The organism is Shewanella profunda (assembly GCF_023283765.1).
GTDB classification, from domain to species: domain Bacteria; phylum Pseudomonadota; class Gammaproteobacteria; order Enterobacterales; family Shewanellaceae; genus Shewanella; species Shewanella profunda.
In genome coordinates this window covers 25,149-38,102 of sequence record NZ_JAKILG010000014.1, presented here as the reverse complement: position 1 = coordinate 38,102, position 12,954 = coordinate 25,149, and the positions used below count along the sequence as shown (strand labels likewise).

At 42.6% G+C, this 12,954-nt stretch carries 13 protein-coding genes; 8 read left to right on the top strand and 5 right to left on the bottom strand.

The genetic code is table 11. The annotated features are described in order from the left end of the window. Positions 1-15: 15 nt before the first annotated feature. From hemH to L2744_RS09130, 4 genes are all read right to left on the bottom strand, one after another. The gene (hemH, locus tag L2744_RS09145) at positions 16-1,029 is read right to left on the bottom strand and encodes a ferrochelatase (RefSeq protein ID WP_248991615.1); all 1,014 of its coding nucleotides are present in this window, start codon (positions 1,027-1,029) and stop codon (positions 16-18) included. Positions 1,030-1,067: 38 nt separating this feature from the next. Next, positions 1,068-1,607, bottom strand: coding sequence for a glutathione peroxidase (locus L2744_RS09140; RefSeq protein WP_248991614.1), 540 nt, complete (start codon positions 1,605-1,607; stop codon positions 1,068-1,070). Between the two features lie 144 nt (positions 1,608-1,751). Beyond that, positions 1,752-2,864: a PilT/PilU family type 4a pilus ATPase gene (locus tag L2744_RS09135; RefSeq protein ID WP_248991658.1), complete on the bottom strand. Its 1,113-nt coding sequence runs from the start codon at positions 2,862-2,864 to the stop codon at positions 1,752-1,754. A gap of 9 nt (positions 2,865-2,873) precedes the next feature. Further along, the gene (locus tag L2744_RS09130) at positions 2,874-3,911 is read right to left on the bottom strand and encodes a type IV pilus twitching motility protein PilT (RefSeq protein WP_248991613.1); all 1,038 of its coding nucleotides are present in this window, start codon (positions 3,909-3,911) and stop codon (positions 2,874-2,876) included. A gap of 35 nt (positions 3,912-3,946) precedes the next feature. Between L2744_RS09130 and L2744_RS09125 the strand changes: the two genes are divergently transcribed. The 8 genes from L2744_RS09125 to L2744_RS09090 all read left to right on the top strand — a co-directional run bounded on the left by L2744_RS09125 (position 3,947) and on the right by L2744_RS09090 (position 10,991). Further along, the gene (locus tag L2744_RS09125; protein ID WP_248991612.1) at positions 3,947-4,645 is read left to right on the top strand and encodes a YggS family pyridoxal phosphate-dependent enzyme; all 699 of its coding nucleotides are present in this window, start codon (positions 3,947-3,949) and stop codon (positions 4,643-4,645) included. Positions 4,646-4,825: 180 nt separating this feature from the next. Further along, positions 4,826-5,644, top strand: a complete 819-nt coding sequence (proC, locus tag L2744_RS09120) for a pyrroline-5-carboxylate reductase (RefSeq protein WP_248991611.1) — start codon at positions 4,826-4,828, stop codon at positions 5,642-5,644. A 48-nt stretch (positions 5,645-5,692) separates the two neighbouring features. Next, positions 5,693-6,241 carry a YggT family protein gene (locus L2744_RS09115; RefSeq protein ID WP_248991610.1) on the top strand — a complete coding sequence of 183 codons (549 nt, stop codon included), beginning with the start codon at positions 5,693-5,695 and terminating at the stop codon, positions 6,239-6,241. After that, a complete protein-coding gene (yggU, locus tag L2744_RS09110) occupies positions 6,241-6,531 on the top strand; it encodes a DUF167 family protein YggU (RefSeq protein WP_248991609.1) in 291 nt (96 codons plus the stop codon). Before L2744_RS09115 ends, yggU begins: the two co-directional genes overlap by 1 nt. Before the next feature lie 90 nt (positions 6,532-6,621). Continuing rightward, complete coding sequence (locus L2744_RS09105; RefSeq protein WP_248991608.1) at positions 6,622-7,056, top strand: DUF4426 domain-containing protein; 435 nt, start codon at positions 6,622-6,624, stop codon at positions 7,054-7,056. Between the two features lie 114 nt (positions 7,057-7,170). Continuing rightward, on the top strand, positions 7,171-7,788 hold the full coding sequence (gene rdgB, locus L2744_RS09100) for an RdgB/HAM1 family non-canonical purine NTP pyrophosphatase (RefSeq protein WP_248991607.1): 618 nt from the start codon (positions 7,171-7,173) through the stop codon (positions 7,786-7,788). Beyond that, positions 7,788-8,951, top strand: a complete 1,164-nt coding sequence (hemW, locus tag L2744_RS09095; RefSeq protein ID WP_248991606.1) for a radical SAM family heme chaperone HemW — start codon at positions 7,788-7,790, stop codon at positions 8,949-8,951. The genes rdgB and hemW overlap by 1 nt, the downstream gene beginning before the upstream one ends. A 153-nt stretch (positions 8,952-9,104) precedes the next feature. Beyond that, the gene (locus tag L2744_RS09090; RefSeq protein ID WP_248991605.1) at positions 9,105-10,991 is read left to right on the top strand and encodes a DUF885 domain-containing protein; all 1,887 of its coding nucleotides are present in this window, start codon (positions 9,105-9,107) and stop codon (positions 10,989-10,991) included. 754 nt (positions 10,992-11,745) lie between these two features. On the opposite strand, the gene L2744_RS09085 is transcribed toward L2744_RS09090, so the two are convergent. Then, positions 11,746-12,687 carry a LysR family transcriptional regulator gene (locus tag L2744_RS09085; protein ID WP_248991604.1) on the bottom strand — a complete coding sequence of 314 codons (942 nt, stop codon included), beginning with the start codon at positions 12,685-12,687 and terminating at the stop codon, positions 11,746-11,748. Positions 12,688-12,954 lie beyond the last annotated feature (267 nt).

Sequence of the window (12,954 nt, the reverse complement as noted above, 5' to 3'; positions counted from 1 at the left end):
CTGAATTATGTCAGGTTATAGATAAGGCCTGACAAGATTTGCCATCATAGTAATGTGTGCATCATCATCGTTAAGTGCGGGAATATAACGGAACTTATTCCCTCCCGCCTCGGCAAAAATATGTCCATTTTCACCAACAATTTCTTCTAATGTTTCGAGGCAATCGGCACTAAATGCCGGACACACAATAGCAACATCACGAACACCCGCATTGGGTAATGCTTGCATTGTGGCATCGGTATAGGGTTGTAACCACTTAGCTTTGCCAAAACGCGACTGGAAAGTCATCACAAATTCATCCTGACTTAATCCAAGCTTTTCGGTGACTAACCGCGTGGTCTTTGCACAAAAGCAATAATAGGGATCACCTAAATGCAGATTCCTCTCCGGCATACCATGGTATGACAACACCAATTTTTGAGGCTTACCATGGCTTTCAAAATCGGCTCGAATTGACCCAGCCAAAGCCTCAATAAAATCAGGATGATCATGATAGGTATTAATAAAATGAAGTGATGGAATATAACGCCATTGGGATAACTCTTTTGCTATCGCATCAAAAGCAGAGCCCGTCGTCGGTGCCGCATATTGGGGATACAATGGCAATACAATAATCTTATCAATCCCTTGCTTGTGCATATTTTGCAATGTGTTGGCAACCGAAGGATTTCCATAACGCATGGCCAAATGCACAGACACATCTAATCCCTCGGATGCTAGCTTATCCGTAAGTTTTGCAGTTTGGCGCAAACTGATATCCATTAAAGGTGAACCCGCTTGGGTCCATACTTTTTCGTATAGAGCCGCAGATTTAGCCGGACGAACTCGCAAGATAATTCCATGCAGAATTAACATCCAAATTAATTTAGGGATTTCTACCACTCGAGGATCGGATAAAAACTCAGCCAGATAACGTCTTACTGCAGATGCTGTTGGGGCATCTGGTGTACCTAGGTTTAATAACAGCACACCAACCTTGCCGCGCTTTGCATGTCCAATTTCTTTAGATAACCCTGAAAATTTAGCCAAAACAGCCTCTTAAATAATTTAACGTATTGAGATTAAAGTTAAAGAACCGATTCAATAGCCTGTTTAAGTTCAGCGCTATCGGGTTTCACTTTTGAATTGAACTGCTGTACGACTGTGCCATCACCGCTGACAACATACTTATAGAAATTCCACTTTGGCGAACCCGTTTTTTCGGCTAAGTATTTAAATACACTGTTTGCATCATTTCCACGGACCGGAGACGTAGCCAACATGGTGAAGGTCACACCGTAATTGATGTAGCATACCTTAGCCGTGTCTTTCTCATCATTTTCTTCTTGGAAAAAATCATCCGATGGAAAACCTATCACGACTAATCCTTTGTCTTTATATTCCTTATTAATGGCTTCTAGGGATTTAAACTGTGAGGTATAACCACAGTTACTGGCAGTATTGACGATCAACACGGGTTTACCTTGAGTCAACTCACACAGATTAATTTTATCCTCTGAATGTAATTTACGTACTTCCAGATCGAGATAACTTGGGCAAGTGGCGGCCATGGCTCCCGCACTGATGATGCTTGCTGTCGCTGCTAACACTAGGGTGAATTTATTCATCGTTTTCTCCTTTATCTGGCATTACGTAAATGCCCGAGATAAAGATCATATTGAATTAAAAAATAAAAGCTAGGATTAGCCTCATGGTAAGCACTCACTAACAATCGGCTCATCAGAGCCGCCAATTAAATTAAATCAACTGCCTTAATCCATATCTAGGGTCACGCCTTCCATAAAGCTTGAACCGGTAGGCTCTTTGTTTTGCAATTTAATCATCAAGCGTAAATCGTTTGGTGAGTCAGCATGATGTAAGGCATCGGCGTAACTAATTTCGCCATCAACATATAATTTCAGCAGAGCTTGATCGAATGTCTGCATTCCTTGTTCATTCGATTTTGCCATTGTTTCCTTGAGTAAATGCAGTTCATTTTTTGCAATTAAACTCGCAACCCTAGGTGTATTAATAAGCACTTCAATTGCGGCACGGCGCCCCGTGCCATCGACTTTGGGGATCAATTGCTGCGCCACAATACCACGTAAATTCAATGATAAATCGAATAGTAACTGCTGGTGTTTACTCTCTGGCACTAAGTGCATAATCCGATCGAGTGCTTGGTTAGCATTATTTGCATGTAAGGTTGCCATACAAAGATGACCTGTTTCAGCAAACGAAAGCGCAAATTCCATCGTCTCTTGGGTACGAATTTCACCGATTAAGATCACATCGGGCGCCTGACGAAGGGAGCTTTTTAATGCAGCATCGAATGACTCAGTATCTATACCTACTTCACGTTGGGTGATAATGCTTTTTCTATGATCGTGAACAAACTCAACTGGATCTTCAATCGTCAATATATGACCACGGGCATGGGCATTTCGATACCCAACCAATGCTGCTAATGAGGTTGACTTACCCGTACCTGTGCCACCGACCATAATGATAAGCCCACGTTTGCTCATCACCAGATCTTTTAAAATAGGGGGTAACTTTAAGTCATCGACTTCGGGAATTTTGGTCTCAATCCGACGCATAACACATCCCGGTGATTCCCTTTGCCAAAAAGCACTGACACGGAAACGACCGAGATCCTTTGCCGCAAAGGCAAAATTACATTCACGGGTGGTATGAAACTCCTGTTTTTGCGCTTCGGTCATCAAAGATTCTACAAAATCTAAAGACTGCGCAGGCGTAAATGCACTCTCGGCGAGGGGACGTAACTCGCCATCAATTTTCGCACTGGGTGGAAAGCCTGCGGTAATAAACAAATCAGAGGCTTTACGCTCAACAATGGCTTTTAAAAACGGATGTACATCCATCATAAATCCTTAAAATGTGGCTTGTTTATTTGAGCTTTTCGACATTGCGTCTTCACGGGTGATCAGGCCGCGGTTGACTAAATTTTGCAAACATTGCTCCAGAGTCTGCATTCCATGGGCCATACCCGTTTGAATGGCGGAGTACATTTGCGCGACTTTGTCCTCACGGATCAAGTTACGAATTGCGGGCGTGCCCATCATAATTTCGTGCGCAGCCACGCGGCCACCACCAATTTTTTTGATAAGTGTCTGTGAAATAACCGCTTGTAATGATTCAGATAACATAGTTCGTACCATGTCTTTCTCCCCTGCGGGGAATACATCCACCACACGGTCTATTGTTTTGGCTGCGGAGGTTGTATGCAAAGTACCAAACACTAAATGGCCAGTTTCAGCTGCGGTCATCGCCAGACGTATGGTTTCAAGATCACGCATCTCACCCACTAGAATTACGTCAGGATCCTCACGCAAGGCGCTCCTGAGGGCAGCGTTAAAACTGTGAGTATTCCGATGAACTTCCCTTTGGTTAATCAAACATTGTTTACTGGGATGAACAAATTCAATAGGGTCTTCAATGGTTAAGATATGATCATGGCGGTTTTCATTGATGTAATCCACCATGGCAGCAAGTGTGGTACTCTTACCCGAACCAGTGGGTCCTGTCACTAGTACTAAACCACGCGGATAGCTGGCAATTTTTTTAAATATCTCTGGCGCACCCAATTGTTCAAGTGACAATATATCACTGGGAATGGTACGAAATACTGCGGCGGCACCACGGGATTGGTTAAATGCATTTACACGGAACCGGGCTAAATTGGGCACTTCAAAAGAAAAGTCAATTTCTAAATGTTCTTCAAAGTCCTTGCGCTGTTTATCATTCATAATATCGTACACTAAGCTGTGTACGCCCCGATGATCGAGCGCTGGCAGGTTAATTTTTCTCACTTCACCGTCAACACGGATCATGGGAGATATCCCTGCAGAGAGGTGTAGATCCGAGGCTTTGTGTTTTACACTAAAAGCTAATAACTCAGTGATTTCCATCGTTTGGGATATCCTTGCAACCAGATAATTACATCATGACAACAATAGCAGACAGACTCGCAATCGCCCAGTGTAGGATCGCCCAAGCGGCGCAAAAATGTGCTCGCCAAGCTCACAATATCCGTCTTCTTGCAGTGAGTAAGACTAAACCCGTTGAAGATATAGTCGCAGCCTACCATGCTGGACAACGTTGCTTTGGTGAAAACTATGTTCAAGAGGGTGCAGCGAAAATCATCGAACTAAGCAACGACTATCCGGATATCGAATGGCATTTTATCGGCCCACTTCAATCAAATAAGACCAATATTGTTGCTCAACATTTTGACTGGATGCACACAGTATCACGGGACAAAATCGCCCTTCGTCTAAACGAGCAACGCCCAACATCCATGGCACCTCTAAATGTTTGTATTCAAATCAATATTAGTGACGAAGATACAAAATCAGGTATAGATGCCAACCAAATGATGCCATTAGCAAAATTGATCTCACAGCAGCCTAATTTAAAACTGAGGGGACTGATGGCTATCCCGGCAGCAACAGATAATCCAACTGTACAACTTCAAGAATTTAGTAAACTAAAGCGACTATTCGACGAGTTGAAACAGCATTATGCCGATGTTGATACCCTGTCTATGGGAATGAGTAATGACCTTGATATCGCGATTGCATGTGGCTCAACTATGGTACGAATTGGCAGTGCCATTTTTGGTGAACGTCACTACTCTGAGTAAGATTTAGCTTCATCAACTCAGCTTTGGTCTTGTTTTTACAACCTAATGCCCAAATACTGTATCAATAATTGCATAACGAGAGCCCCAATTTAGGCTCTATCGTTTAATCTCAAAACCGTTACAGCTTAAAACGAGCACGGTAAATTATGACTAAACGGTTAATTAACTAACGGGGATCACATGGAACAACAGAAAATCTGCTTTATCGGTGCAGGCAATATGACCCGCAGCATCATTAGCGGTTTAATTCGTAGCAGCTATCCTGCTCAACTCATCCAAGCGACCAATCCTAGCTTGGGTAAGCTTGATGCGCTGCAAACCGATTTTGGAGTGCTAGTTTCTCAGGACAACTTATCCGCTGCCCAAAATGCCGATGTGATAGTGCTATCAGTGAAACCGCAGCTCATGCAGCAAGTATGTGAAGCATTACAAGCTATCGATATGTCGAAAAAGTTAGTCATCACCATCGCTGCAGGAATTAAAGCGCAGCGTTATACCGACTATTTAGCGCAAAACATTACGCTTATCCGTGCTATGCCAAATACACCGATGCAAATAGGTGTAGGTATGACAGGGCTCTATGCGCCTCAGGCAATTTCTACTGAGCAAAAAGCCATTTGCGATCGTTTGATGTCAAGCGGCGGCGAAATCGTTTGGGTAAATGAAGAACCAGAATTAGATCAAGTGATCGCACTATCAGGCAGCTCACCGGCTTATTTCTTCCTATTAATGGAATCTATGGTAGATGCGGGTAAACAACTGGGCATGGATGAGGACAAAGCCAGAGCGTTAGTGCAGCAAGCGGCGCTCGGCGCTGCTATGATGGCAAAACAGAATCCTCAACTTGGCCTAGGCCAGCTAAGGGAAAATGTGACATCTAAGGGCGGCACGACAGCCCAAGCGATTGCGACATTTGAAGCTGCAGATATGCGCGGCTTAGTTAAAAAAGCCATGGAAAACTGTATTAGTCGTGCAGAAGAAATGGCAAAAACATTTTAATATTTACTAACGCGTTTCTTTATCGAACACACATAGGCAGAAATCTCGATGAATGCATTGACCTTTTTAATTAGTACACTATTTGATCTGTATTTAATGGTAGTGATACTACGGATTTGGCTACAACTGGCTAAAGCCGATTTTTATAACCCTTTTAGCCAGTTTATTGTTAAAGCCACTCAGCCACTTATCGCTCCTATGCGCCGAGTAATTCCCTCAATGGGACGCTTTGATACAGCTTCTTTTGTGCTCGCCCTGATTGTGGTCATGACAAAAGTACTGCTGATTAGTCTTATCGCTGGCGGAGGCATCGACGCCGTCTTATTCCTTGTTTTTGCCTTAGTGTCAGTGGTCAAAAAAGCGGGCGTACTGCTGTTTTGGATGCTCATCATTCGTGCCATTTTAAGTTGGTTTAACCAAGGTTATAACCCGATTGTGATGGTGATGGATCAGTTAACTGAACCCTTGCTTGCACCCGTGCGCCGCATTATTCCGCCTATAGGTGGTTTAGATTTATCGGTAATGTTGGTTATTATTGGTATGAACTTCATTAACATGTTACTCGCTCAATATATCCCCTATTGGGCCGTCATTTAATGAGTGCAGTCGTCCAGCAGCAAGGCAACTTGCTGCTTAATGTGTATATTCAGCCAAAGGCAAGCCGAGATCAGATAGTCGGGCTTCACGGTGATGAGCTCAAAGTTGCTATTACTGCCCCACCGGTGGATGGCAAAGCAAATGCACATTTAAGTAAATATTTAGCTAAGACATTTAAAGTGCCAAAGAGTGATGTGTATATCATCAAAGGTGAGCTTGGGCGTCATAAACAGATCCGAATCGTGGCTCCCAAGCTTATTCCACCTGAGGTGAGTGAACTTTTAGAATAAGCCTTAATATCCATTCACTCAGCAAATGCCTTAATAAACATGAGGTCTTACGGCCTACATTTAAGAACCCTAATATGAAGGAATCCAGTTATGCTTCGTCAACTCCTCGCCATGCTAGCCTTAACAGCAAGTCTGTGCGGCGTTGCTAACGCCGAGCAAAAAGAGACTGTTGGTAATTTCGATATTCATTACATGGCATTAGGCAGCACGTTTTTAACGCCGAACATAGCTAAAGCCTACGGAATTGAGCGCAGCAGTTACACAGGTATTATCAATATTGCCGTATTGGACGTGAGCGAAACAGGTTCACCGGCAGTCCCAGTTGAAATTACGGGCGTTGCTAATAACCTACTCGATGCCAGAATTGATTTAAAATTTAAAGAGATCCGTGAAGGCAATGCCATTTACTATATCGCTCAAGTGCCTTACCGCGACAATCAAGAAATAAACTTCAATATCGCCATAAAGCACGGTAACAAGCTCAATACTAACTTGCAATTTAAGCAAAAGTTTTACGTCGATTAATCCCAAGCCAATCTAGGACGATGTAAACGGCATAGTCCCCTCCTTTCACTGTCCTTTAGTTATCGGCTTGGGTATCATTGCCACAGCAACATAGCCCGACGATATAGGTATTTCATGCAACACATCATCCTTGCCAGTGGCAACAAAGGTAAACTCGCTGAATTTGAGCAAATGCTTGCCGCTTATGGTGTAAAAGTACTGCCACAGAACCAATTTAATGTCACTGAAGTGGCAGAAACCGGTACCACTTTTGTGGAAAACGCCATTATCAAAGCAAGGCATGCCGCCCAAATTTCTGGACTTGCAGCCATTGCGGACGATTCGGGATTAGAAGTGGATTTACTCCAAGGCGCTCCTGGTATCTATTCTGCGCGCTACGCGGGTGAAAATGCCAAAGATCAAGATAATGTATTGAAGTTATTAGAGACCCTTAAAGACAATCCTGCGCCGCGCAGTGCAAGATTCCAGTGTGTATTGGTGTATATGCGCCACGCCAAAGATCCTACTCCAATCATTTGCCAAGCATCTTGGGAAGGCCAAATAGGCTTCGAACAAACAGGCGAAAATGGCCATGGTTATGATCCCATTTTTATACCTGAGCAGCATACTTGCAGCGCAGCAGAAATGAGCAGTGATGAAAAGAATGCCTTAAGTCACCGCGGCAAAGCCCTAACTCAACTTCTAGCAGCAATGAAAGCACAGGGCATTTTGACTGGCGGGAATACGCAATAATGTCATCGAGTGCCATGCAACCCCCAACGCTCGTATTACCGCCATTGAGTTTATATATCCATATTCCTTGGTGTGTGCAAAAGTGCCCCTATTGCGACTTTAACTCCCACGGACAAAATGGCGAGCTACCACAAGAGGCCTATGTAGATGCCCTGCTGGAAGATTTACGTCAAGATCTGCCTTTAGTCCAAGGTCGACAAATCCATACGATTTTTATCGGTGGTGGCACACCATCATTATTCGATGCTAAACAAATCAAGCGCATACTCGATGGCGCAAATGATCTTATTCCTTTCAGTAAAGATATTGAAATCACAATGGAGGCCAACCCTGGCACCTTAGAGCACGATGACTTTAGTGCCTATCGTGCAGCTGGCGTAACCCGTTTATCTATCGGCGTACAGAGTTTCTCCAAGGATAAGCTCAACTTACTCGGGCGTATTCACGATCAAAATGAGGCCCAAGTCGCGGCTCAAAAAGCCAGCCAAGCAGGATACTTAAGTTTTAACCTCGATTTAATGCATGGATTACCCAACCAAAGCTTCGATGAAGCCATGCTTGATATAGAAACTGCAGCGGCACTTAATCCACCCCATTTATCTTGGTATCAGCTAACGATTGAGCCCAACACCCTATTCCACTCAAAACCGCCGCAACTCCCCGATGACGAAGCGCTGTGGCATATCTATGAGCAAGGTCAACAAAGGCTTGCTGCATTAGGTTATGAGCAATATGAAATCTCAGCCTATGCCAAACCAGGGTACCAATGCAGGCACAATCTCAACTATTGGCAATTTGGGGATTACTTAGGTATCGGCTGCGGCGCCCACGGCAAAGTGACATTACCAGAACAAAATCGCATTATCCGCACGGTAAAAATTAAACACCCTAAAGGCTATTTGAGTTCAAACCAATACACTGTCGAACTGACTGAAGTTGCCGAGGAGGATAGAGCGCTCGAATATTTAATGAATCGTCTGCGTTTAATGACGCCTATTCCTAAGCAAGAATTTGAACAGCGGACAGGTTTACATCGAGAAACATTGAGCGAAGGAATGGAAAAAGCCAAACAGCGTGGTTTACTCACCGAATCGGTGGAATATTGGCAATTAACCCATAAAGGTCATATGTTTGTAAACGATTTGCTGACACAATTCTGCTAGCAGTCAAAGTTAAAATTACTGTATTTCAAATGCTTAACTGTTAATCACCTAAGTTAATGCTTTTACGACTAACACATTTTCTAACATTAATATCCACACATTTTTGCTTGGCTTCTTTAGAATTAGATAATCTAACCCTAGGGAAGCCAAATCATGCCAATAACAACGACAACAAATACGGAAAGATCCCAAAAGCTAAATCTTAAAATTAGCTTAGTCGCCCTAGCACTATCGACTGCAATGGCTTTATCGGTACAAGCTGCGCCAGCAGCAATGGCACATCTAAATGCCAGTGAACCGACACAATCCACAACTCAAACAGAATCCGAAAAAGCCAATGCTCTCTTTGAAGCTATTTTTATGGAGAACATTATGGCAAGCCCCATTGCCCAAACTTATATGGGGATCAAACAGGATTATGATAAATGGGATGATATTGGCGATGAGGCCGATGCCATAGAATTAGCTCGCACGAAAAAGCAGCTTGCGGAGGTTAATCAACTCGATGCAGCGAAGTTAGATCCACAAACACAGCTAAGTCTGAAGCTACTAAAACAAAACCTGCAAAACGACATCGATGACTATCAATGGCGCTATCATAATTATCCAGTAAATCAAATGCGCGGCGGCCATTCAATGATCGCATCATTCTTAATTAACCAGCACCAAATTAATAACATCAACGATGCCAAAGCCTATATTAGTCGCTTAAATGGTGTACCTAAGCGCCTAAGTCAATTACAAAAAGCACTTGAGCTTAGAGCAGAGAAAAACATCATAGCCCCAAAATTTGTATTTAGTTACGTGATATCCGATAGTCAAAACATCATCAAAGGCGCACCATTTAACAGGGGTGACGACAGTGTCCTTCTGGCTGATTTTCGTCGGAAAGTAAATGCCTTAGATATTCAAGATAAAGAGAAAAAGACACTAATAGCAGGGGCAGAAAAAGCCCTGATAGATAACATAGAGCCAGCTTATAACCAACTGATAAATTATATAAAAACCTTAGCAGCTCAAGCTGATACTCGAGATGGCGTTTGGAAACTCCCTAACGGTGCCACATTTTATAACAATGCATTAGCTCGTACTACGACAACAAATATGACCGCAGATCAAATCCACGAACTCGGTATTGCTGAAGTGGCACGTATCCATGATGAAATGCGTACCATTATGCAAAAAGTGCATTATAAGGGCTCTTTACAGGAGTTTTTTGGGTTTATGCGCGACGATCCCCAGTTTTACTATCCTAATACAACTGAAGGTAAAACGGCTTATCTCGCTGATGCAACAAAACTTATAGATACTATTCAGTCACGTTTAGATGAAGTATTTAAGGTAAAACCTAAGGCTGCAATGGTCGTTAAGCAAGTGGAAGCGTTCAGAGAAAAATCAGCTGGCAAAGCCTTTTATGAACAACCCGCTCCCGATGGTTCTCGACCAGGCAGTTATTACGCCAATCTGTATGATATGAAAGCCATGCCCAAATACCAAGTGGAGGCTCTCGCCTACCATGAGGGTATTCCTGGGCATCATATGCAAATTGCTATTGCTCAAGAACTCAAGGACATCCCTAAATTCCGTAAATTTGGTGGCTATACCGCTTATATTGAAGGTTGGGGTTTATACAGCGAGTCCTTTCCAAAAGAAATGGGGCTCTATGCAGATCCTTATTCTGATTTTGGTCGCTTAGCAATGGAATTATGGCGAGCATGTCGTTTAGTCGTAGATACTGGTATCCATGCCAAGCAATGGACCCGCGAACAGGGTATTGCCTTCTATGTTGACAACACACCCAATGCCAAATCAGATGCAGTAAAAATGGTCGAGCGCCATATCGTTATGCCATCGCAAGCCACAGCCTATAAAGTTGGTATGATCAAATTACTGGAACTAAGGCATAAAGCCGAACAACAACTCGGCAGCAAGTTTGATATTAGGGATTTTCACACCTTAGTGCTCGCAAACGGGGCACTACCGTTGGATGTACTTGAAGAACAAGTTGATCAATGGATTATCAGCATAAATAAAGTTTGACGTTAACATATGAAGCACATTCAAAGTGCTTCATATATACCCAAACAACCTGAAGATGCAGGGTTCAGCGACTGATGTTGACGGCATGGTAACGCATTTTAGGAGGACCATTAATTGCTCCTGCATTAATAGTATTCATGCCATCCATAGCGCTTGCGGCTATTTGCAGACCTAGCGGACTAAGTTAAAAATAGCCAATAAAAAAGCCACTATAAGTGGCTATTTTATTGGATCTATTACCAAATAAGTAACAGAACCCATCTCACTGTTATTCACTATATTTGATATGGTTAAGCCTAGTGTTCAAGCCTAATATTCAGTTGTGACTTTAGGGTACAGAGAGATAAAACTGGTGCCCCAAGCGTAAACCACCAATAAAAAATTACCTCAGCGATAAGGCTGAGGTAAACCAAAAACTAGGATGATGGTTTTAAAAGCCAACATTGTTTTAGTTCGCAAACCTCTGTTGGCGGTGATCCAGAATTGCACTTCTGCCAACCTGTATACCAAAATCGAAAGGGGTCATTTCCAATAAAAGTATAGGACTCAGGTCATTCCGTATCATCTGTTCCCATTGTATTCAGATAAGAACAGAGTTCAAGGTGCTTTCAACTTACCACTTTAGAATTATCTAAAAAATCGAACTCAAATACATTAAAAACAAAAGCACAACTATTTGATAAGTAATAAAAATATAATATTTCAACTTAACTTAAAACCAATATAACTGATTTTCAGAACAATGTTTCCGTTTTTACTGACGTTCACTAAAAAGTTCCGCATAGGGAATATCCCAATATGGTGGATTCCCTATATGATCTTTAATAAATTCAATGAAGGCACTCACCTTAGGTGCGAGATGTTTGCGACGAGGATAGACAGCTTGCAGTGGTAAATGGTGAGTTAATTGCCAATCCTTTAGTAAAGGAACAAGCGTTCCCTTAGTAATCTCATCTTCCATCAAATAACTTGCCAAATACACAACGCCCAGACCACTAATAGCAGCAGATTTTAATGCTGGAGCATTATCGACTCTAAAATTACCCGACACACCAATTTCACAGTAATCATCCCCTTTCTTAAATTGCCACATACTGTGCTCATGCCACTCACCTTGATAAACCAAACAGTTATGGTCAACCAATTGCTCTGGACGAGTTGGCTCACCGTGCTTAGCAATATAATCAGGAGATGCAACCAACAGGAACTGACATTTCATCAAAGGTCTGGCTACCATACCTAATGGTAACTGTTCAGACATAGTAAGGAGTAAATCTAAACCTTCGCTTACCACATCAACTTTATGATCGAGTAAACTGACTTGCAGTTCTAGCTCAGGGTGCTTTGCCATAAATGACGGCAACGCGGGAATAATATGCATTGCACCAAAAGACTGTGAAATACCAACCTTAAGAACGCCGCGGGTCGCATCATTTAAATTATGTACACTAGCAATCGCTTGCTCTGCATCACGGAGTAATTCTTCCCCTTGCAGATACAATAAATGCCCAGCTTCAGTCAGACTTAAGCTTCGGGTAGTACGTTGTATTAATTGAACTCCGAGTCTATGTTCAAGATCGGCGACCTGCGTACTGACCTTAGACTTAGAGATCCCAAGCCTTCTTGCGGCGGCACTAAAACTACCAGCTCTGGCCACATGAGTAAAAATCGCAATAGGTTCTAACAGTTCTAACATGGAAAGTCGCCTTAAGCAGTTTACGACAATGATATTAACTTTCGGTATAATGCAAAAGCACAGCACAAACACAACAAAATGCTCATAATTGCATTGATATCTCATAGCAAAAGCATTTATTGCAGAGATTTTGACCGAAAAAGCCCGCTGAAGTAGAGTGTTATATCTGACTGAATTGCCAGCTTTTCATTATATTTTAGGAGTATATCAAACATTAGCCTTGAGAATGTAACATTCCAAACTAAATCGCCGCAAGTTATCAAGTCA

Coding starts and splice junctions, on each gene's coding strand:
- L2744_RS09140 (WP_248991614.1), bottom strand. CDS start 1,607: ATGAATAAATTCACCCTAGTGTTAGCAGCGACAGCAAGCATCATCAGT.
- L2744_RS09135 (WP_248991658.1), bottom strand. CDS start 2,864: ATGGATGTACATCCGTTTTTAAAAGCCATTGTTGAGCGTAAAGCCTCT.
- L2744_RS09130 (WP_248991613.1), bottom strand. CDS start 3,911: ATGGAAATCACTGAGTTATTAGCTTTTAGTGTAAAACACAAAGCCTCG.
- L2744_RS09125 (WP_248991612.1), top strand. CDS start 3,947: ATGACAACAATAGCAGACAGACTCGCAATCGCCCAGTGTAGGATCGCC.
- proC (WP_248991611.1), top strand. CDS start 4,826: ATGGAACAACAGAAAATCTGCTTTATCGGTGCAGGCAATATGACCCGC.
- L2744_RS09115 (WP_248991610.1), top strand. CDS start 5,693: ATGAATGCATTGACCTTTTTAATTAGTACACTATTTGATCTGTATTTA.
- yggU (WP_248991609.1), top strand. CDS start 6,241: ATGAGTGCAGTCGTCCAGCAGCAAGGCAACTTGCTGCTTAATGTGTAT.
- L2744_RS09105 (WP_248991608.1), top strand. CDS start 6,622: ATGCTTCGTCAACTCCTCGCCATGCTAGCCTTAACAGCAAGTCTGTGC.
- rdgB (WP_248991607.1), top strand. CDS start 7,171: ATGCAACACATCATCCTTGCCAGTGGCAACAAAGGTAAACTCGCTGAA.
- hemW (WP_248991606.1), top strand. CDS start 7,788: ATGTCATCGAGTGCCATGCAACCCCCAACGCTCGTATTACCGCCATTG.
- L2744_RS09090 (WP_248991605.1), top strand. CDS start 9,105: ATGCCAATAACAACGACAACAAATACGGAAAGATCCCAAAAGCTAAAT.
- L2744_RS09085 (WP_248991604.1), bottom strand. CDS start 12,687: ATGTTAGAACTGTTAGAACCTATTGCGATTTTTACTCATGTGGCCAGA.